The following is a 21,840-nucleotide window of genomic DNA, read 5'->3' as shown; positions in this document are numbered from 1 at the left end:
CGTTCCTAGTTAAATAGCTGCTTCCGTTTTGAAATTCCAGTCACGTACGTCAACGAAGTGTCCTTTAACCGCTGCTGCTGCCGCCATTGCAGGAGATACAAGGTGAGTACGTCCTCCGCGTCCTTGACGTCCTTCGAAGTTACGGTTGGATGTCGAAGCACAACGTTGTCCTGGTTTCAGTACATCCGGGTTCATTGCCAGACACATACTGCATCCTGCATCACGCCATTCAAATCCAGCTTCCGTGAAGATTTTATCCAGACCTTCTTTTTCCGCCTGAATTTTAACACGTCCTGAGCCTGGTACAACGATCGCTGTAACATTGCTGGATACGGTGTGACCTTTGGCTACCTGTGCAGCAGCTCGCAGATCTTCAATCCGTCCATTGGTGCATGAACCGATAAATACATAATCAACCGGGATTTCGGAGATCGGTGTTCCAGGTTCCAAGCCCATATATTCAAGTGCTTTTTCAGCAGCTTTACGTTCGTTTTCGGTTGGCAGTTCAGCCGGGACAGGAACTTTCGAAGAAATGTCGGTTCCCATACCTGGGCTAGTACCCCAAGTTACTTGTGGAATCAATGTTTCCACATCGATTTCAACCACACGGTCGAATTCAGCACCTTCGTCAGTTACAAGCTCTTTCCAGGCAGCAACCGCTTCATCGAATTGGCCATCGGCAGGTACGTATTCACGTCCACGCAGATATTCAAATGTTGTTTCATCCGGAGCAATCATGCCCGCTCTTGCTCCACCTTCAATGGACATGTTGCAGACGGTCATACGCTCTTCCATGCTCAGTTCACGGATCGACTCACCTGTATATTCAATAACATATCCAGTAGCAAAGTCTGTACCGTATTTAGCGATGACTGCGAGAATCATATCCTTCGCCGTTACACCCGGGTTACGTTTGCCGACAAAACGGACTTCCATCGTTTTGGCTTTGGCTTGCTGCAAACATTGAGTTGCCATAACGTGCTCTACTTCACTCGTTCCGATCCCGAATGCGAGTGCGCCAAATGCACCGTGTGTGGAAGTGTGGCTGTCGCCACATACAATCGTTTTACCTGGATGAGTCAGACCGAGTTCAGGACCCATAACGTGTACGACACCTTGATCAATCGTATCCAGGTCATACAGTTTTACGCCAAAGTCACGGCAGTTTTGTGAAAGGGTGTCAATTTGTTGTTTGGAGATTGGATCTGTTATGTTGAACCGATCCTTCGTTGGAACGTTGTGATCCATGGTTGCAAACGTCAGCTCAGGGCGACGAACTTTACGGCCGCTCAGACGCAGACCTTCAAACGCCTGCGGGGATGTTACTTCATGCACCAGATGCAGATCGATATACAAAATGCTTGGTTTGCCTTCTTCCTGATGAATCACGTGATTTTCCCAAATTTTCTCAAACATCGTTTTTTTACTCATCATTTTCACCTCATCATAAGTTCGGTCCTTGGAAGAGCCTCATGTTGTATTCCTCTAAAAGTGAAGCTCTTGAATGACATAAATATATCACCCTGTCCTTGATTGTTCCAAGATATAATATCTATAGATGTAATAGGTTTAACCTATAATGAGGGGAGCGCAAATAAACCACTGCTCTACGCAGAGGTTTCAGTTGATAACAATTATCATTATCATATACATCTATACTACGTTCCAGCCTCTTCGCTGTCAATGCTTTTTATGTTAAACAGAAAAACAGCCCTGATACCAGGGCTGCGCTGTCTTCATTAACTTTTTACAATCAATTGCTGTATGCGCGGTTTTGTAATTATGCCAGACTACTACACGGATTCTACAAACCGTTATTGGCAATCACATCTTTGTACCAGAAGAAACTCTTTTTGCGCTTTCTCTCCAGCGTTCCGTTACCGTCATTATCCTGATCAACGTAAATAAAACCATATCTTTTCTCCATTTCGGAGGAAGAATAACTGATCAGATCAATAATGCCCCAACTCGTGTAACCCATCAATTCGACTCCATCGAGAATTGCTTCATGCATCTGTTCCATATGGGAACGGAAATAATCGATCCGGTAATCATCCTGAATGCTACCGTCTTCTTCGAACGTATCGACGGCTCCAATCCCATTTTCAACAATAAATAATGGCACTCCATAGCGACTATAAAGTTCGTTCAGGGAAATGCGCAGACCTACCGGATCAATCTGCCAGCCCCAGTCATTGGTGTTCAGATAAGGATTCTTTACACCCCCAGTAGTGTTACCACTCACCTGTTCCAATCGATCCCCATCAACACTCGATACAAGCGACATGTAATAACTGAATGAAATAAAGTCCACCGTGTGCACTTTCAGAATCTCCTCGTCACCTTCCAGCATATCCAGTACAATCCCTTTTTCAGCAAACAATCTCTTCGTAAAATATGGGTATGCCCCACGGACCTGAACATCCGTGAACATAAGATTAAATTGATTATCCCGGGAAGCGACCAATACATCTTCGGGGTTACACGTATGGGCATATGTCGTAAGCTTGGTAAGCATACATCCGATCTGAGAACCAGGAATGATCTCATGACAATATTTCACCGCCAGGCTACTGGCCACAAATTGGTGATGCAGCGCCTGATATACAGCTTGTTCCACGTTGTTGAAACGATCCGGAACGATACCACCACTCGTAAACGGGTGACGAACGATGCTGTCAATCTCATTAAAGGTAATCCAATATTTCACTTTGTCTTTATATCGATTGAACACCGTTTGGCAAAAGTGAACAAAGTAATCGACCACTATGCGATCCGTCCATCCCCCATGATGATTGACCAGATACATCGGCATCTCATAATGAGACAACGTAATCAACGGTTCAATGCCCTCCTTTAACATGCCATCAATGACACGATCATAGAATTGCAAACCGGCTTCATTGGGCTGCGTTTCATTCCCATTAGGGAAGATCCGTGTCCATGCAATGGACAAACGCAATGTTTTTAGACCCATTTCCCCAAACAAGGCTAGGTCTTCCTCGTAACGATGGTAGAAATCGATGCCCCTGCGTTTCGGATATTCTCTGTCCGACGTTGATTCCATCGCTTCCTGGATCTGTTCTTCCGTAATTGCGTTATGTTTTTTGTACTCACTCTTGGAAACACCTTTTCGATAAATGGCGATATCAGCTGTAGACAGACCCTTGCCATCCACATTCCAGGCACCTTCCGCCTGATTGGCTGCAATGGCTCCTCCCCATAAAAAACCTTCCGGGAACGTTCTTGTTGTATTGGTCATTTTGTATTCCTCCTTGATTGGTTCTATCTTAATTGCGACTCATTACACGATTAATATGAATAATCAGGTACATCATTTCTTCGCTAGAAATCGTATGTTCGAAGCGGGCTTCAATGTACTCTTTGATCAGCTGTACACATTGTTCTTCCTGCGGATATTTGCTCGCAATCTGGTCAAACAGCTCATGATCCTGCGTATTTAACGTTTTATGCTCAAACAGTCGCTGAATGAAGAATTGCAAATGGGTTAAAAAGCGGGAATAGTTAATGCTGTGTGTATCCAGCTCCACCTGATAATGAATTTTAATAATATTGAGTACATCCTTGACCGTGCCCGTCATCAGCATGACCTGATTCATATTGTCATCATTCTGCTGAGCATTGACGAGATGAAAAGCGATATTGGCCGCTTCTTCTTCAGGCAGGGAGAGACCAAGCTGATTGTGAATGAGAGACAGACCATGCATGCCAATGCTGAATTCCTGTGGATAGAACTTCTTTACTTCCCAAAGCATACGATTCTGGATGGTCATATTGTCCTTGAACCGTTTAGTCGCCATATACAGATGATCCGTCAATGAGACGTAGAGATGATCACTCAGATGTCGGGACAATGTATGTTTGGCATAAGAAATGATTTCGTCAGCCAGAATGAGATATTCTTTTGGCGTTTCCTTCATCAGAGCGGTGAGATCCGAAGAAATTGTTTCATTTTCAAGCACATATACCTTCTCAATCTCGTCCTCATTCACGACATCTCCAGGTTTGCTCTTGAAGCCGATGCCCTTCCCCATCACAATAATTTCCTTATCATCCTCGCCACGTCTGGCAAGAACAACGCTCGAGTTCAGTATTTTCACGACTTCCATATCTGGCTGCCTGCCTCTCATTGATATTTCGGGCGGTTATAACACTGTAATTAATGGTTTCTCCGGTCCCGTTATTGGTGATGATTCATTACCCAATACCTCCAGGTAATCCGAGGAATTGGTCACAATTACAGGGGTCGTGGTGTCATAACCTGCGGCTTGTATTGCTGCAAGATCAAACTCCATCAGAAGTTGACCATGGGAGATTGGTTCCCCTTCAGTTACTTTTACATCAAAATGCTGCCCTTTCAATTTCACAGTATCCAGTCCTACATGAATTAGGAGTTCCACCCCATCCACCGATCTCAACCCGATCGAATGTTTGGTACGAAATACCGTCTCAACGGTACCATCAAACGGAGCAAACACTTTGCCGATGCTTGGCTGAATCGCCATCCCCTGTCCCATTGCCTCTTGGGAGAAAGCCTCATCCTTCACTTCTCTTAAGGAAAGGACTGTACCCTCCAGTGGCGCAAATACCATTTTTTTTGATTTGATTCCAGCCGAAGGCCTGATCTCAGGTTTTACTTCCACTTTTGCTACCGAAGAGTCTGTTGCTGGAACTGCTGCTGGAACAACATCCTGAAATCCAATAACATACACTGCAATAAACGCGATAATGGAGGAGATTAACATCGTAATAATGGCATATATAATGTTCATGTTGTCTTCACTGATAAACATAGGCATGGATGCAATCCCTGGTCCCACGGCTGCATACGCCTTGAGATTCACAATTCCTGCGAATAATCCCCCGATGCCCGCACCGATCATGCATGCAAACAGCGTTTTCTTGAGTCTTAAATGTACACCGTACAATGCTGGTTCCGTGATGCCAAATACACCGGAGATGCCCGCAGACAGCGCGACTTGTTTGAGCTTCACATCCTTGGTTTTGAACGATACAGCCAGCGATCCTGCTCCCTGCGCCATATTAGATGCCAGCATGGCAACCAGTACTAGTGTCTCGTAACCAGGTGAAGCGAGTGCTGCGAAAATAATGGGATAAAACACTTTGTGCATACCGAACATCACAATTAAAGGCATCAGAATCGCCATAATGACAACAGTCAACCAGCCAATTTTGTCCTGAATCCAGTAGATCAGGTTGGACATGCCTGTGCCGAGATACATGCCCAGTGGACCAAGTACAATTAGCGCAATTGGAGCAACAATCAGAATGACAATCAACGGTTTAAGGAATATCTTAACGGGTCCTGGTGAGACCTTGTCGGCAAAACGTTCGATATAGGACATAAACCAGACTGTTAAAATAATCGGTACAACCGATGATGCATATTGAACAGAAGCCACAGGCAATCCGATAAAGGATACCGGATCTTCACCGCCAAGCAATCCAATCATATTGGGATGCAGCATGATTCCTGCGAACAGGACAGCTACAAAAGGGTTGGTCTTGAATTTATTTGCACTAGAATAGGCCAGCAGGACCGGAAGAAAATAAAAGGCTGCATCCGACATAACACTCAAAACGGTATACGTCTGACTTTCTTTGGACATTAATCCAGTCACGGTCGCCAGAAGCAGCAGCGCCTTCAACATGCCTGAAGCAGCAATGGCCGGGATAATCGGCTGGAAGATGCCTGCAATTACACTGGCAAAGGTGTTAAACAGACCTTTGGGACTGTAATCCGCTTTTTTCTTTTCCAGAACCTCACTGGATTGCTGGGTATCCACCATCTTGGCAAGTTCGTTATAGACATATCCAACATCATTGCCGATGATTACCTGGTATTGGCCGCCACTATTCACTGCGCCGATGACGCCATCCAGGTTTTTGATCTCGGCCGTTTTCGCTAAATCAGGGTTCTTCAAAGTAAGTCTGAGCCTGGTGGAGCAATGAATTGCCGTGTTGATATTATCATTGCCACCAACCAGCTCCATAATCGATTGGGCTAATTGTTTGTGATTCATGGTGCACCTCCGCCTTTTTTCTGCTGGGAACAAAAAAAGACCTAAATAGGGTAGGAAAAAGAAACTCTTCCCACCCAATCTAGGTCTTGCCTGCCGAACAGTAACACGCCATCGTTGGATGAACTATTATTCAATTATATTAACGAAAAGAATATGAATAGCTGGACTTTATCTGTACTGAAAAAGAATACATCTGAAAACGATTTTCTTGTTATACCCGGGTAAGTTTAAACCATTAAGCGTTTTCAGACACAGTATATCAGCTCTTTTTAAGCAGTGCAAGCGTTTCAGCAAAAATAATGATTTCTTCATCTGTAGTGATATAATGATGGCATAACGAAAGGAATGACGTGTGGATATGGAATTCAGACAACTTCAATATACGCTGCAAATTGCGGCAGAGCGGAATTTCTCCCGGGCAGCCGAGAAGCTGCACATTGCCCAGCCTTCTTTAAGTCAGCAGCTATCCAAACTCGAAAAGGAACTGGGTGTACTGTTATTTCAGCGTAATACCAGCACCGTGGAGTTGACCCATGCAGGGGTGACTTTTGTAGAGCAGGCTCAGAAAATTATTGATGCAGTCGAGCTGCTCAGACAGGAAATGTCGGACATCTCCCAGCTGCGTAAAGGTAAAGTCGTTGTAGGCAGTATGCCGATCACTGGCTCCCACCTGCTTCCGCATGTGCTTCCCGCATTTCAGCAGGCCTACCCCGAGATTGAAGTAACGTTGCTGGAAGACTCCGGACTTACGCTTGAAAAGTTGACCGCCAGTGGCAAGGCCGACTTAAGCCTTCTCTCGCTCCCATTGCAGGAGTCAAGCCTATCTTATGTGACGATTGGTGAAGAGCGAATTGATCTGGCTGTTCCACCAAATCACCCTCTTGCACGTAGAGGAGATCCGGAACATCCGGTTCCAGTACGGATGGAAGAGCTTCGCGATGAACCCTTTGTTGTGCTGAAGAAAGGACAAGGCTTCCGGAAGCTTACATTTGATCTGTGTGAAGAAGCCGGGTTTGACCCCAACGTGGTGTTTGAGAGCACGAATATTGAGACGGTGCAGTCACTGGTGGCTACAGGTATGGGGATTACGCTCGTTCCGCGCTTTATTGCTCGCGCGCCGCGCAGTGAATTTATTCCTGTTTATGTACCATTGGCCGAGCCAACTCCCAGTCGTACTCTTGTCGTTGCATACCGCCAAGGACGGGTTCTCTCCAAAGCCGCGGAGGCGTTCATTCATACGTTTCAACAAACCGTTGCCGAGCTCTCTCAAGGAGAATAATTGGACAGTCAGCGAACTAGCCCGCCATACATGGCAATAAAATAAACAAAGGCTTGACCCATAAGGGCCAAGCCTTTGTTCTATACTCGTCTCCCGCATCCGCAGGATAAAGTTCTTACATGGTATTAGCAGTACATCATCGTTACAGTACAATGTTGCTGATATCACCATTGAATTGTTAACGTAAAAACGTACATATAAGAATTTCAAGTTTGGCGGTTTATTTTCGCAAATTACGTTCACTTGTCAGCCTGTTCTGTTGATTCACAAGGCGGCCTTCGTCCTGAACAGATTGTTCAGGGGGTGATAGCCCTCCTGCCCCATTCTCTAAGAATGGCCTCAAGTGATCTACCCTAGTGTTTTCCTGTTCCAGTCTCCTGAGCGTATCTTTCACATGGTTGTCCATTGATTGATCATCCTCCTTGGTGACGGGATAGTTATCATTACCCGCCTCCCGGATGAATAAACACTTTATTGGAAAATTACAGATTTTTATTTGCTGCCAAAATAAATGCCAGGTCTGCGGTCTTCGAATACCGGAATACGGCCACGAACCTCATCCACAAGCGAAGGACGAATAATTCCGGTCACAATCTCTTCCCCTTCTCCGCCTTCAGCCACAATTTCACCCCAAGGATCAATAATGAGGGAATGCCCGAAAAATTCGGTGTCTCCGCTTTTCCCAACGCGATTGCAGGCAATAACATACATCTGATTCTCAATGGCCCTTGCTGTAAGCAGTGTGCGCCAATGATGCAAGCGCGGGTTCGGCCATTCAGCGGGGACAATTAATGCTTTGGCTCCGTTCAAGGCAAGCGTTCGAGCAAGCTCAGGGAAACGGATATCGTAACAGATCGAAGCTCCAGCGGTGAGGCCGTTCTCCAATTCGAATATTTCCGGTTCTGCACCAGGCTGCAAATACTTCTCTTCATCCATCAGGCGGAACAAATGCAATTTATCGTAACGTGTCACCTGATTTCCTTCACTATTATAGGCGTACATTGTATTGAAGATTTGGCCATCACGTTTCTCCGCAATGGAACCGCCAACGATGGAGATTCGATGTTTTTGGGCAAAAGTCGCTAGCCACTCTCTTGATTTCTGGCCTTCCGGGTCAGCAAGCTCATGAATTTGTTCCAAAGCATAGCCCGTATTCCACATCTCGGGCAGCACAGCCAATCCCAAGTCGGGAACCTGTTCTACCGCTCGTTCGAGCAAAGACTGCATATGTTTATGGTTGGCCTCAGGGTCTCCGATCTGAATATCGCCCTGAATCAGGGCTACACGCATTTCCCCTTGTTGTTGTTCTGTCATAACCAGCACTCCTCTGAACCGTAATACCTGTAATCATAGCTTGATCATTCAATCATCTGCAACCTGTTTTCGTGCTGAACTCCTACATAATAATTCGGGCAACAAAGTTAACAAACGGTTGCTAGTCATTGCATCGCCCAAATTCCATGTTGTTTCCTCCACTCCGTACACTTGCCCCTTCTGCACGGCTGGAAGTGCTCGCCAGCTTGGACTATGCATCAACTTCTCTGTGGCCTGCCTTGCAATAACCTCTTCAGGAACCAAGACAAATATATGATCACCCGCATACTGACGAATCGCTTCAGACGAAATCTCCTTATATGCTCTGCCCGCCACAAGCGCCTCCTTCACTTTCGTAACGGGTCTGAATCCCATCGAATGATACAAGAGCGAGGCCAGACCAATATTGCCCATGACAAACAATCGTGCACCCCGATGATATGTAAATACGGACGCCGTTTCCCCCGGTTCAATTGAAGCATGAATCTTCATCCACATCTTTTCCATACGCTCCTGATAGGAGGAGAGCCATTTCTCAGCCTCTGCTTGCTTGCCAAACCAGCTTCCCACCCTGCAAATCCGATCTTCCAGCGTTGCGTGAGAGTTGTATGCCAGTGTGGGTGCAATTCGGGAAAATTGGTCATATTGTTGTTCGTTGGTGCTATCGAAAATGATCAGGTCTGGTCTCATCCGGACTGCCTCTTCCACATTAACCGGGGCAACCGCATCATATGTCTGATCTCCTAATAGACCTATGCCCAGCACTTGAAGATCTCCACCGGAATCACCATAAAACATAATTCGCTCCGGCCGTGCCGGAATATTCACATCATGACCCAACCAATCCTGAACCAGTGTTTGTTGCTGAATAGATCGGTCATATTGACGAGGCGATAATCCGGTCATTTGACGAAAACGCCTGCTAAAATAATACTCATCCTTAAAGCCCACCCGGGTTGCTATATCCCGAAGTGGTTCATCGGATTTGCGCAGCCAATCCTTGGCATGTTTAATTCGTATATGGTTCACATAATCAAGCGGCTTGTGGCCGGTTAATTGTCTGAACAAGGTTGTATATTGCACGGGTCGGATATCTGCAAGACGGGCCAGTTTCGTTACTGTGATTTCTTCAGCGTAATGGTCTTCTACATATTGAATTGTACTGTGTAGTCTGGATTCCATACTCTGCTCCGTTTTTGGTGAAGTGTACCGGGTGATGACCATCTCCATCCATCTCTGAAACTGTGCATTCAAATGGCTGTATTCGGCATCTGTTTGATAATCCCGAATGGCATACATCTGCTCCAGCAGCCCACTTAACGGGGCATAAGGATAGCCGTTCAATTGATTTCTATGTTCGAATACAGGGCGCGTATACTGTTCCGGATCTCCTGTCAACACATGAATAACATCAAATGATATCACCATATATTTCAATTCCATTCGGTTTCCATGTTCAATTTGGTATCCCTCGCTCGGAGAAAGCGGGTAAACACATCCGGTGGTAAAGGGAAACTGTTCATATCCTATATATAAGCGACCTTCCCCTTCTTCGCAGATCAAGAATGTATGTTTATCGCATGTTACTTCAAGCATCACCTGCTCTGGTGGTTCAATTCGTTGTTCCAGATGAGCCAGCCGAAACATGAATGCTGAAAAATACAACCCTCCCGCATCGGCATTCAAAGCCTGCATGATGGTTCACCTCGTTTTTTAAAATGAGAATGATTATCATTATTTCTGTATGAACTGATTATAAGCGAGCTTTTGTCATTAATCCAGATCTGGCTGTAATCAGCACAAAAAAAGAGCTTTCAACGAAATGTTGAAGGCTCTTTTATAGTCGGCATTCTCGTTCTTAATCCAATACTATATTATGATGTATCAATCGATAAACAACTATTGAATCATTTGTTTCGGCAACTCTTTCAAAAGCCATTCTCTTGAAGTTGCATCACTTGAAGCCTTAACCAGATCAAAGCGATATTCTTTTCCTTCTTTTACAGCAGGCAATTTCTTCCAAATCGGGCTATCCAGCAATTCTTTGGTGGACTGCTTCGCATCATCCGTTACTGGATTCAGTATAAATACGCGATCCCCCGCTATTTCAGGCAGCTTTTCAGTAGAAATCTCTGCAAAGCCCATTCCTTCATCTAACACTTTCTGAATTTCCGCAGTTGGCTTCATCCCATCGGCTCCATATAACAACTGTGGCAATCCTGCTCCGGCCATGACAAACAGTCGATTACCAGGATACATGGTGAATACCGAAGCCGTTTCCCCTTCTTTCAGTCCATTCTCATGAAGCTGCTTCCACATCTCTTCCGTTGCTTCTTGATGGGCCGTGATCCAAGCTCCCGCTTCCGGCTTTTTGTTCAACAGATCGCCGAGAATACGCATGCGGTCGTCCAATGAGGCAAATGAATCAAAGGTAACCGTTGGCGCTACCTTCGAGATTTGATCATATTGTGCCTCATCGCTATTCGAGAAAATGATCAGATCAGGATTCAAGGTAAGCGCCTTTTCAACACTCATAGGGAAACCCACATCTTCCGCTTGTGCCACCTGATCATCATATACCGTTCCATTCTGACGAAGAATACCTACAGGTACAACGCCCAGCGCTAACAGATCTCCTGTAACTTCACCATGATAAATCACACGCTTTGGCGTAACCGGAACCTCCACTTCATGGCCTGTCCAGTCCTTGAACATCCGGGTTTCACCCTCACTGTTATCCGCGGATGCCGTCTGTTCCTGATTGGACTGATCCCCATTTTCCCCATCTGTCTGTGTTTCACCGACCGTTCTGGAATCATCCGCTCCGGCAGATGGAGTTGAAGCCTGATTTCCGCAAGCAAGCAGAAGCATGGACAACCACGTCACCGTCAATAATACTGCCGTATTTCGTATACCCTTTTTCATTTCTATTTCTCCCCCTAATAAGTGCTTCGTTCCTATTTCATCAATGATATTGATTATCATTATCGAATATTATCATAAAACAGGCTTTATCCTAATCTCAATGGATAAATTAAAATACCTCATTTCAGTTTTGTACAAAAACTCGGATATTGGCTCCATTCAAGTATTCATGAAGTGTTTTCCCCCTATACAGCTCGGGATTGACGTGATAAATTAATGAGTACTATATTGCCATCTTTAATAACCGGAGTGATGTATAGCATGACTAATCAGCCAAAAGCATCGGGTCGTTCAGCCTTTACCATACCTACATCCGATGTAATGACACAGCTTCCAACACAATTTTTTGCTACCCTTGTTCAAAATGTAAACCGCGAAATCGCAAGTGGTCATGACGTGATTAACCTGGGTCAGGGTAACCCGGACACACCTACACCACCCCACATTGTTAAAACATTGCAGGAGTCGGCGGAGAACCCGCTCTATCACAAATATTCGCCTTTTAGCGGGCATGCTTTCCTGAAGGAAGCCGTTGCGAAGCGTTATAAGGAAGATTACAACGTGGACCTGGACCCCGAAACGGAAGTTGCGATTTTATTTGGCGGAAAAACGGGCTTGGTCCAGCTACCTCAGGTATTGCTCAATCCTGGCGACGTATGTCTCGTACCTGATCCAGGTTATCCGGATTATTGGTCCGGTGTGGCACTGGCAAAAGCGCACATGTCTTTTATGCCACTGCTGGAGTCCAATGCATTTCTGCCTGATTATGAAGCAATCTCTACCGAGGATCGGGAAAAGGCCAAGCTGATGTTCCTGAACTATCCCAACAATCCAACATCGGCAACAGCCCCGCTTTCCTTCTATAAAGATACGGTAGAGTTCGCCATTCAAAATAAAATTGTCGTAGCCAGTGACTTCGCCTATGGTGCAATTGGATTCGACGGCCATCGTCCGGTAAGCTTTTTGCAGGCACCAGGTGCCAAAGAAGTGGGCATTGAGTTCTACACATTATCCAAAACCTACAATATGGCGGGTTGGCGTGTCGGATTTGCTCTGGGCAATGCAGAGATCATCTCCAAAATCAATCTGCTGCAGGATCATATCTACGTGAGCCTCTTCGGAGGCATCCAGGCCGCTGCTGCGGCAGCACTTACGTCTTCCCAGGAATGTGTCACTTCACTGGTTGCACGTTATGAATCACGCCGCGATGCTTTCTATGAAGCACTCTCAGCCATCGGCTGGCTGGCCCCAAAACCGGGAGGTTCCTTCTTTAGCTGGCTGCCTGTACCAGCAGGCTTTACTTCTGCTTCATTTGCCGACGTGTTACTACGTGAAGCAAAAGTCGCGGTAGCACCGGGTATTGGTTTCGGTTCACATGGTGAGGGCTATGTGCGCGCAGGGCTACTAAGTGATGAAGATCGATTAAGGGAAGCTGTAGAGCGGATTGGCAAGTTGAATTTATTCAAGTAATTTACAGGTGCATAACCCCTTTGCATCTGCCAAGTTTCCATGGTATGTTATAAGGAAATATTGAACGAAACGTGATGACGGGACCAGTACGAGAGGATCAGCCGCGCCCAGAGAGTAAATTCCACCCGGCTGCAAGAATTTACCGCGACTTCTCTCCGAAACCTACCCCTGAGCGGCCTGTGATGCACAGGACAGTGCCTTCTGTTACAGGGCATGAAGCCGGATGATCCAATCATCAATAAAGGTGGTACCGCGGAAGTAACGAACTTTCGTCCTTTTTAATTAAAAGGGCGGGAGTTTTTTTTGTACCCAACGGTCTGCTCCAGGGTCAATCATTAATATTGTTTAAGGAAGTGAAAACATGACCTCACGTATTGTAGTTAAGATCGGAAGCAGTTCGCTTACTACGGAAGAAGGCGGACTTGATCGAAATGCCATTACTTTTTTTGCCGGAGAAATTGCTGGCTTGGCTGAACAAGGCCATGAGGTTCTTCTGGTCACATCAGGAGCGGTAGCTGCCGGATTCCGGGAGATTGGTTACCCCCAGCGTCCCAAGCAATTGCATGAAAAACAAGCTGCAGCGGCTGTTGGGCAAGCTTTGCTGATGCAGTCATATCAACAGGCTTTTGCAGCGCACCGCGTTACTACAGCACAAATTCTACTCACCCGTACCGACTTTCACAGCCGGAAACGTATGGGCAATGCGGGCATGACGGTGGAAGAGCTGCTCAAGCAGCGCGTCATTCCAATCTTTAATGAGAATGATACCGTATCTGTCGATGAATTGAAGTTCGGAGATAATGATCTCCTGTCTGCTCTGGTAGCGAATCTGGTCAAGGCACAGCATCTGGTCATTCTTACGGATACCAACGGTCTGTACACGGCTGATCCGCGAAAAGATCCGTCTGCGTTTCGTTATGACCGCATCCCCGAAATTACGGCAGAAATTTACGCCTATGCTGGCGGTTCAGGATCATCCGTAGGTACAGGCGGCATGCGATCCAAGGTAGATGCAGCCAAAGTGGCAACGCGTGGAGGCGTACCTGTCTTTGTAGGAAGTGTTAAGGAACCTGGAGATATGCAGAGGGCAGTTGATGGGACCGGAAAAGGAACCTACTTCGAGACTCGCCTTGCGGCTCTCTCTCGTAAAAAGCAATGGCTTGGCTTCATGTCTACTCCGCTCGGCACCGTCGTTGTGGATAATGGTGCCGAAGAAGCACTGGTCCATGGTGGTCATAGCCTCCTGCCTGTAGGTGTCAAACGCGTGCTGGGTACCTTCCATGCAGGAGATGTTGTAGAGGTGCTGGGTATGGATGACACCTTGCTCGGTCGTGGTATCGTCAATTATGATGATGACCAGCTACGCCTCATCGCAGGACTGCCAAGTGGCGAAGTAATGAAGCAGTTGAACAGCATCCATCGACTTGAGGTTATTCATCGGGACGAGTGGATTACGTTAAAATAGAACTCCTATAATCCTACCGAGTGTACTGCTCAAAATCATATGATATAGCCATTAAATAATCTTTTGTTTCCAATTTATATATGGGAGGAATTTATAATGAGTGAAGTCAGGGAAAAAGCGAGTAAGGCCCAAGCCGTCGTTCCACAGCTGAATCGACTGAGCACAGAACAAAAAAATAACGCCCTGCTGGTCATGGCGGACGCATTGATTGCGCAAGCGGATTCCATTATTGCAGCAAACGCTGACGATCTGGAACGAGGCAGACAGCAAGGCACGCCAGAATCGATGCTGGATCGCCTCGCTTTGAATAAGGAGCGGATCGCCGGCATCGCTGAAGGACTGCGTCAGATCGTGGAGTTGCAGGACCCTGTAGGCGAAGTGCTAGAAACATTCACTCGTCCGAACGGATTACACGTTGAAAAATTGAGAGTGCCTATCGGTCTAATCGGCATCATATACGAGGCACGTCCAAATGTTACAGTAGATGCAGCGGGACTTTGCCTCAAAACAGGCAACGCTGTACTGCTGCGAGGCGGCTCCTCTGCCCTCTCCTCCAATCGCAAAATTGTGGAGGTACTTCATCAGGCACTGGCAACAACAGACATGCCAGCTGATGCATTGCAGCTTGTTGAGGATGCAGACCGTTCCTCCGTGGACGAAATGCTCAAGTTAAATGGACTGCTCGATGTCATCATCCCACGCGGCGGAGCTTCACTGATCCGCAATGTGGTCACCAATGCAACAGTGCCTGTGATCGAAACCGGCGCAGGTATCTGTCATACTTATGTGGATGAATCTGCCGATCCGGTCATGGCAGCGGAGATTGCTGTTAATGCCAAGGCACAGCGTCCATCCGTATGCAACTCCATGGAAACCTTGTTGCTGCACGCTGTTTACGCCGAGGAGCATCTGCCGACACTGGCTGAACAATTCCGTGAGGCGAACGTCCTGTTGAAGGGGTGTGACACGGTTCGTCGTCTGGTTCCCTCTGCCCTTCCTGTGACGGAAGAAGATTATGCGACAGAGTACAATGATTATATTTTAAATATTCGTGTAGTTCAGAATTTGGATGAAGCGATGGAGCATATCGCACGTTATGGCACAAAGCATTCAGAGTGTATCGTCACCAAGGATACGAGCAATGCAGAACGTTTTTTACATGATGTAGATGCAGCTGCTGTATACCATAATGCTTCCACACGTTTCACAGACGGATTTGAGTTCGGTTATGGAGCCGAAATTGGGATCAGTACCCAGAAGCTGCATGCTCGTGGACCGATGGGTCTGCCTGCATTAACGTCAACCAAATACCGTATCACTGGCAATGGACAAATCCGGCAATAATATCGCAGCTACAGTTATATAGGAGGAACGATAAATATGAGTCAAGAACAACAGACGTTATTACAACAAAAGATTACTTTTCACGGAGCAGGTGCGATGGCGGAAGCCATCGTGCGCGGATTAATTTCCCGCCTTGTCGTTCGTCCTCAGGATATTACGATGCTGAACCGCAGCAACCAGAAACGTCAGGAGGAGCTCAGTACCCGTTATGCCGTACATACCGGAACTGCTGCACAATCGCTGGATCATCTCGCCGCTTCTCCCGTTATTGTACTCTGCATGAAACCGAAGGATGCTGCCGCAGCGCTGCGTGAGCTTGGGCCGCTCCTGTCTCCGGATCAATTAATCGTCTCCGTTATTGCCGGATTATCGATCCGTACGATGCAATCCCTGCTGGGACGCAAGCAACCGATCGCCCGCACCATGCCGAATACGTCCAGTACAATCGGGCTTGGCGCAACCGGACTTGCCTTCTCTGAAGAAATTACGGATGACCAGCGCAGTACAGTCATGACGATGTTCGAAGCTGTTGGAATCGTGACCATCGTGCCTGAAGATAAACTCGAAGTGCTCACAGGTATTTCCGGAAGTGGTCCGGCTTATGTATACTATTTGATGGAGGCCATGATTGCCGCAGGTATTCGTGGCGGCTTGTCCAGCCAACAATCCCGCGATCTGACTGTTCAGACCGTGCTGGGTGCTTCACGTATGGTGCAGCAAACTGGCTTGGAACCAATGAAACTTCGTAGTGATGTAACCTCCCCGGGAGGTGCAACTCAGGCAGCACTAAAAACGCTGGACGAGGGAGATTTCTTTGAAAATGTAATCGCAGCCGTCAACCGCTGTGCAGAGCGCTCACGGGAGATGGGAGCTGCTTTGGAAGGGGATTTAAAAAATGAATAACATGTGCACAGCCACATATCGTCTGCATGATGATCATGCAGACTTTCGCAAGAAGGCCGAGTCCATCGCGATCGGCATGACCGTGGGTAGCTGGACGGAGTTGCCGCAAGCCCAGCGTGAAGCAATGCAGAAGCATCTGGGTGAAGTCATAAGCGTAGAAGTACATGAAGCTGATGGAATGGCTGCGGGTGAGCGTTACGCTGACATTACCATCGGCTATCCCGATATCAACTTTAGCCGTGATATTCCTGCTCTGCTCGTGACGGTCTTTGGCAAAATTTCAATGGATGGACGCATCAAACTGACACGGCTTGGATTCTCGGACGGCTTCCTCAGCGCATTCCCTGGTCCCAAGTTTGGACTGAACGGTGTTCGTGATCTGCTAGGTGTACATGATCGTCCGTTGTTAATGAGTATTTTTAAATCAGTCATTGGACTGGATGCTGACGAACTGAGGGAACAGTTTATTCGCCAAGCTCTTGGTGGAGTAGACTTGATTAAAGATGATGAAATTCTGTTTGAGAACAAACTGACTCCGATTGAGAAAAGAGTCGAGGTCTGCATGAAAGCTGCGGAACAGGCACGCAAGGAAACGGGTAAGAAACTTCTTTATGCCGCAAATTTAACTGGACCTACCTCACGCCTGAAACAACAGGCTGAACGCGCGATAGGTGCAGGAGCAAATGCGCTGTTGTTCAATGTCTTGTCATACGGATATGACGTGCTGCACGAACTAAGCAGTGATCCGGACATCAACGTACCGATCATGGCTCACCCTGCGCTTGCAGGTGCACTGTATCCTTCACCACACTATGGAATCTCGGCTTCCGTCCTGCTGGGACAGCTGATGCGACTTGCCGGAGCGGATCTGGTGCTCTTCCCTTCCCCTTACGGATCGGTGACGATGCCGAAGGAAGAGAATATGGCCATTACAGAACAGTTGCTGTCACCTGAGCTTCCTGTCAGAACCAGCATGCCTGTGCCTTCGGCTGGTATACATCCAGGGCTTGTACCTCTTATTCTGCGTGACTTCGGCACCGATGTCATCGTTAATGCCGGCGGAGGTATTCATGGGCATCCCATGGGTACTGAGGCAGGCGGACGGGCATTCTTGCAGGCTATCGAGGCAGCCCAACGTTCCATTCCACTGGCAGAATATGCAGTCGAACATCCCGAACTGAAAAGTGCAATAGATCTGTGGGGTGGCGAACGATGAGAAGTGATAAAAAAACAGTTATTTTCTGTGATTTTGATGGCACGATCACCCTTTCGGACAATATCGTAGCGATTATGAAACATTTTAAACCCGAAGGTATTGAAGCAATTATGAAAGACACGATTGAACAGCGAATTTCGCTTCGCGAAGGTGTGGGAGCGATGTTCGCTCTGTTGCCTTCTTCGCAAAAAGATGAGATTGTGGAATTTGTACTTGGACAGGCTGGCATCCGAGAAGGGTTCAGCGAATTTCTTGCATACGTTCGGGACGAGGGCATTGAATTTAATGTCACGAGCGGCGGAATGGACTTTTTTATCGAGCCTTTGCTCGCTCCATTCGATATTCCACAGGATCATGTTTATTGCAACGGGGCGGATTTCACAGATGAATTCATACGTATTGAATGGCCTAATCCATGTCGGCCTCCTTGTGAGAACGGCTGCGGCATGTGTAAAACGACGGTTATTCGTACATTCCCGGAAGAACAATATAATCGTATCCTCATTGGAGACAGTCTGACGGATTTTGAAGGTGCCAAAATCGCTGATCTTGTCTACTCTCGTTCTATCCTGACGGATAAGTGTATAGAGCTGGGTGTGGATCATGTCCCATTCACAACCTTCTACGATATTATGAAAGATATGAAACAGAAGCAAACACAAGGAGTGCTGTAAAGATGGGTTTTGAAAAGATTACATTGGAACATAAACGTCAGGTGCTCGAAGAACTGGCTGATATCAAAGCGCTGTTTGCCAGCCGTAACTGGTTCCCTGGTACAAGTGGCAACCTGTCAATGCGTGTGGGCGACTTCGACCCGGAGCAATTCTACTTTGCAGTTACTGCATCAGGCAAAGACAAATCTCTCCGTACACCGGAAGACTTTCTGTTTGTAGACAAGCATGGTAAAGCCATTGAGACCACAACCCTGAAACCAAGCGCTGAAACGTTGATTCACTGCGAAATCTATCGTTTAACCGGCTGTGGCGCGGTGTTCCATGTGCATACCGTATTTAACAACCTGATCAGTGAGTTCTTTGGAGCAGATGGACACGTACCGATTCAAGGCATCGAATTGATCAAGGCTTTCAACATCTGGGAAGAAAATGCAGAGATTCGTGTACCAGTTCTGCCTAACTTCGCTGATATTCCATCCATCGCTGAATTGGTACCAGGTGTACTTGACGCGAATGTACCGGGAATTTTGCTGCGTAATCACGGGATTTATGCCTGGGGCAAAGATGCTTTTGAAGCGAAACGTCATCTGGAAGCGTTCGAGTTCCTGTTCGAAGTGATGTACCGTCAACTTCTACTGAAGGGTGCTACGAAATAGCAATCATTCATTCGAAATCAAAGCTGCACAACCAAAAACACGCCAAGGCTGATAGACATAGCCCACGGCGTGTTTTTATGTTTGGTTAATTCCTTGTTTTCTATGATTCTCTTTGTTCCCCTTTGGAAAAGGGAATCGAAAAAATCTGTAAAGTTCTACAATCGATCCTCCCGATCCTTGAATAAAAAGAGACTGTCTGCTCCCTCATCAGTTCGATGAACCGTACTATTCGTACTCGCACCGCGCTGCTTGCCAAACAGCAGCTTCAGACCGCCAAAAATGAGCAGCAAGGACACAATGACGGTGTTCACATACGAACGAATCTCGTACGTCATAAATGCATTCGGGAACATTTCATTCAGCTGTGGAATGACCAGGCGGATAAACAGATAGTACAATCCCAATGCAGCAATTCCGAATCCAATCAGGCGCTGGTGACGAGCCCAATCCTTGAAAATGGGTTGATCGGTCAACGGTTCACGGCCATAACGGCTTGAACACTGAAGTCCGTCAAAGAAGCTGTAGAACCAGATCAACGGAATCATGAACAGGAACACCGATAAATGAAGCAGGTCCAGAACGTAGATACTGCCGAGAAACAGGAACATGAGTTGCATGCCTCTTTTTTGCAGTCCCAGATACAGATGTCCCGCACCCGGGAAGGCTGATAACAGGGTTGCCAGCACTTTGCTTCGCCGTCCAGAAGCCCTGCCCATCTCCAGCTCCTCGAACAACGTACGATCCTGCAATACCTCACCGGCCTGTTTGCGATGCACATGCTGAACCGCATCAAACATGCAGTATACCCAGATGACAGGCAGAATGAGCAAGAACATCAGAAATACCGATTCATTCGTAATCGAAGCTACAAATACCATCATCGCAAATGAGCCAAAGAACGCCATCAGGAATGATAAACCGCGATGTAACAGTCCGAGATGAAGATGTCCCAGACCTGGAACAAAAGAAAGTAGAATCGTAAAAAATCGTTCGCTTTCACTGCCTTTTTGATACATGGGTTGACCATAAGGAGCCGCAGGCACGCCATACTCACCGTTCTGATTCTGATGTATCCCCTCCATGTCCATCTCCATCTGTCCCAGATGACCTTCCTGCCCAGTGTATGCTCCCTGATATGCCGCCCCCTGATGCGGTCCACTGTAATGTGCGCCATATCCATGGTATCGGGCATCATGTAGTGAAGGAGCACGGAGCAGAACGATAATCATATCCAGCATGCTGATACACCAGAAGAATATGGCTCCCAGGAACCCGACAATCATCAAATCCTTCTCATCAGTCAACAACGCCAACATGACGAAGCCAATGCCTGTTCCAAAAAAGAGTAATGGATAGACCACAGCTCTGGTAGGCCGCCTCCAATAGAGAAAACCAAGACCCGGTATCAGGTTTAATAAAAATGCAAGTATTTTGTTACGATCTGATTGCACAGTCTTCATCCTTTCTTTTCAGGCAATGCGAAACAATTTATGGTCCAGGCTTGAAGTGATCCAGCCATGACGTGGCTGCCTCTGTCCACTTTTCCGTAAATGACCCCCTGTGCTCACCGTCCTGGAACTTATGATATGGCGCTACCTTGTCAAACAATCCCGAGGAGAGGAAGATTAACGTCAGACAAGCCGCTACGGCATAATGAAACACTTTGTGATCCAGCCAGATACGTCTTCGTCCAGAACGCGATTTGCGCTTTGGCTTGGAGGATTGCATTTCCGTAATTTGATTCATCACCGAATCGGCGAAGCCTACCGGGTCCTTCAGTTGTGGCAGCTCCCGATGAATGTCGAGTGCTTCGAGATAGTTGTCCATCGCTTCCGGAACGTCCATAAGCATCTGTTCCATCATACTTGCCTGGTCTGCAGTCATTCGGCCTTCAATATAATCAGTCCATTCCTGGACGGTATACATCCTTTTATTCCTCACGCCACTCATCCTCCTTCCAATGATTTCGAATCCACTGCCGGGCACGATACAGACGGGACTCCACGGTTTTCACTGCTACCTGTGCATCACGGGCAATCTGCTCATAATTTTTTTCGCTTAAGTAATACGCAGTAATAATGTCCCTATGCTGGGCAGGCAGCTGGTTGATTCGCTCGCGCAACTTCTCCTGACGCTCTTCACGCACGAGGCGGGCAAGAACATCTTCTTCACGACCGGGCATGTTCATTATTTTTTCTTCTCCGCCCAGATCCTCAGCGCTTCGTCTGCCCAGCTTGCGTTTGGCATCTATTGCTTTGTGAAAGGCAATTCGGGTTAACCACGTTTTGAAACCTTCGGATCGGTAATCGGGGAGAGATTTAACCATCTGAATGAACGCCTCCTGCGCTGCATCCTGTGCATCCTGATCGTTCCGCAATACGGAATAGGCCACATGGTATACATGCTGACTGTACTTTTCGATCAACAAGCGTATCTGGGATGTATCGCCTTGACGGATTTGTTCGATTAAGCGCGCTTCATCAATGACTCTCCCCTCCTCTCCACTACAATAGACGACAACTTGTTTGT

18 protein-coding genes are annotated in these 21,840 nt (G+C 47.0%); 8 read left to right on the top strand and 10 right to left on the bottom strand.

What is annotated here, in order from left to right:
• Positions 1-9 precede the first annotated feature (9 nt).
• The 4 genes from leuC to HW560_RS17760 form a co-directional block, all read right to left on the bottom strand.
• Positions 10-1,431 (bottom strand): 3-isopropylmalate dehydratase large subunit, encoded by a 1,422-nt coding sequence (gene leuC / locus HW560_RS17775; protein WP_090900450.1) that lies wholly within the window; start codon positions 1,429-1,431, stop codon positions 10-12.
• A gap of 373 nt (positions 1,432-1,804) precedes the next feature.
• Positions 1,805-3,262 carry a glycoside hydrolase family 1 protein gene (locus HW560_RS17770; RefSeq protein WP_179264069.1) on the bottom strand — a complete coding sequence of 486 codons (1,458 nt, stop codon included), beginning with the start codon at positions 3,260-3,262 and terminating at the stop codon, positions 1,805-1,807.
• A gap of 28 nt (positions 3,263-3,290) precedes the next feature.
• Positions 3,291-4,130, bottom strand: a complete 840-nt coding sequence (gene licT, locus HW560_RS17765; protein WP_090900456.1) for a BglG family transcription antiterminator LicT — start codon at positions 4,128-4,130, stop codon at positions 3,291-3,293.
• A gap of 36 nt (positions 4,131-4,166) precedes the next feature.
• Positions 4,167-6,065, bottom strand: coding sequence for a beta-glucoside-specific PTS transporter subunit IIABC (locus tag HW560_RS17760; protein WP_179264067.1), 1,899 nt, complete (start codon positions 6,063-6,065; stop codon positions 4,167-4,169).
• A gap of 358 nt (positions 6,066-6,423) precedes the next feature.
• On the opposite strand from HW560_RS17760, the gene HW560_RS17755 reads away from it, so the two are divergent.
• Positions 6,424-7,344, top strand: coding sequence for a LysR family transcriptional regulator (locus HW560_RS17755; RefSeq protein WP_090900462.1), 921 nt, complete (start codon positions 6,424-6,426; stop codon positions 7,342-7,344).
• Between the two features lie 492 nt (positions 7,345-7,836).
• Here the strand turns inward: HW560_RS17755 and HW560_RS17750 are convergent, their stop codons facing one another.
• From HW560_RS17750 to HW560_RS17740, 3 genes are all read right to left on the bottom strand, one after another.
• Complete coding sequence (locus HW560_RS17750; protein WP_076288978.1) at positions 7,837-8,658, bottom strand: carbon-nitrogen family hydrolase; 822 nt, start codon at positions 8,656-8,658, stop codon at positions 7,837-7,839.
• Between the two features lie 48 nt (positions 8,659-8,706).
• Positions 8,707-10,353 (bottom strand): ABC transporter substrate-binding protein, encoded by a 1,647-nt coding sequence (locus HW560_RS17745; RefSeq protein ID WP_179264065.1) that lies wholly within the window; start codon positions 10,351-10,353, stop codon positions 8,707-8,709.
• 204 nt (positions 10,354-10,557) lie between these two features.
• Entirely contained in the window at positions 10,558-11,583 is a 1,026-nt protein-coding gene (locus HW560_RS17740) for an ABC transporter substrate-binding protein (protein WP_090900471.1), read from the bottom strand.
• A gap of 261 nt (positions 11,584-11,844) precedes the next feature.
• Here HW560_RS17740 and HW560_RS17735 point away from each other — a divergent pair, with 261 nt between their 5' ends.
• The 7 genes from HW560_RS17735 to HW560_RS17705 all read left to right on the top strand — a co-directional run bounded on the left by HW560_RS17735 (position 11,845) and on the right by HW560_RS17705 (position 19,311).
• Positions 11,845-13,053: a pyridoxal phosphate-dependent aminotransferase gene (locus HW560_RS17735; RefSeq protein WP_179264063.1), complete on the top strand. Its 1,209-nt coding sequence runs from the start codon at positions 11,845-11,847 to the stop codon at positions 13,051-13,053.
• A 361-nt stretch (positions 13,054-13,414) separates the two neighbouring features.
• Complete coding sequence (proB, locus tag HW560_RS17730; RefSeq protein WP_090900477.1) at positions 13,415-14,518, top strand: glutamate 5-kinase; 1,104 nt, start codon at positions 13,415-13,417, stop codon at positions 14,516-14,518.
• A 96-nt stretch (positions 14,519-14,614) separates the two neighbouring features.
• On the top strand, positions 14,615-15,862 hold the full coding sequence (locus HW560_RS17725; RefSeq protein WP_090900481.1) for a glutamate-5-semialdehyde dehydrogenase: 1,248 nt from the start codon (positions 14,615-14,617) through the stop codon (positions 15,860-15,862).
• 36 nt (positions 15,863-15,898) lie between these two features.
• Positions 15,899-16,765 (top strand): pyrroline-5-carboxylate reductase, encoded by an 867-nt coding sequence (proC, locus tag HW560_RS17720; protein ID WP_090900484.1) that lies wholly within the window; start codon positions 15,899-15,901, stop codon positions 16,763-16,765.
• Positions 16,758-17,981, top strand: a complete 1,224-nt coding sequence (locus tag HW560_RS17715; RefSeq protein WP_177185750.1) for a 2,3-diketo-5-methylthiopentyl-1-phosphate enolase — start codon at positions 16,758-16,760, stop codon at positions 17,979-17,981. Before proC ends, HW560_RS17715 begins: the two co-directional genes overlap by 8 nt.
• Positions 17,978-18,655 carry a 2-hydroxy-3-keto-5-methylthiopentenyl-1-phosphate phosphatase gene (locus HW560_RS17710; RefSeq protein ID WP_179264061.1) on the top strand — a complete coding sequence of 226 codons (678 nt, stop codon included), beginning with the start codon at positions 17,978-17,980 and terminating at the stop codon, positions 18,653-18,655. Before HW560_RS17715 ends, HW560_RS17710 begins: the two co-directional genes overlap by 4 nt.
• Before the next feature lie 2 nt (positions 18,656-18,657).
• Positions 18,658-19,311 (top strand): methylthioribulose 1-phosphate dehydratase, encoded by a 654-nt coding sequence (locus HW560_RS17705; RefSeq protein WP_036607600.1) that lies wholly within the window; start codon positions 18,658-18,660, stop codon positions 19,309-19,311.
• A 155-nt stretch (positions 19,312-19,466) separates the two neighbouring features.
• Here HW560_RS17705 and HW560_RS17700 read toward each other — a convergent pair whose 3' ends face one another.
• Genes HW560_RS17700 through HW560_RS17690 form a run of 3 tightly spaced genes read right to left on the bottom strand, consistent with a single transcriptional unit; the run spans position 19,467 to position 21,736 of the window.
• A complete protein-coding gene (locus HW560_RS17700) occupies positions 19,467-20,762 on the bottom strand; it encodes a multi-tm2 domain protein (protein ID WP_371129139.1) in 1,296 nt (431 codons plus the stop codon).
• Between the two features lie 37 nt (positions 20,763-20,799).
• Complete coding sequence (locus HW560_RS17695) at positions 20,800-21,252, bottom strand: hypothetical protein (protein ID WP_090900493.1); 453 nt, start codon at positions 21,250-21,252, stop codon at positions 20,800-20,802.
• Positions 21,242-21,736: an RNA polymerase sigma factor gene (locus tag HW560_RS17690; RefSeq protein WP_257031352.1), complete on the bottom strand. Its 495-nt coding sequence runs from the start codon at positions 21,734-21,736 to the stop codon at positions 21,242-21,244. Before HW560_RS17690 ends, HW560_RS17695 begins: the two co-directional genes overlap by 11 nt.
• Between the last annotated feature and the right edge of the window lie 104 nt (positions 21,737-21,840).

This window comes from Paenibacillus sp. E222, assembly GCF_013401555.1.
GTDB lineage: Bacteria > Bacillota > Bacilli > Paenibacillales > Paenibacillaceae > Paenibacillus.
Note: the sequence above shows the minus strand (reverse complement) of the source record. Positions and strands in the feature narration are given on the sequence as shown.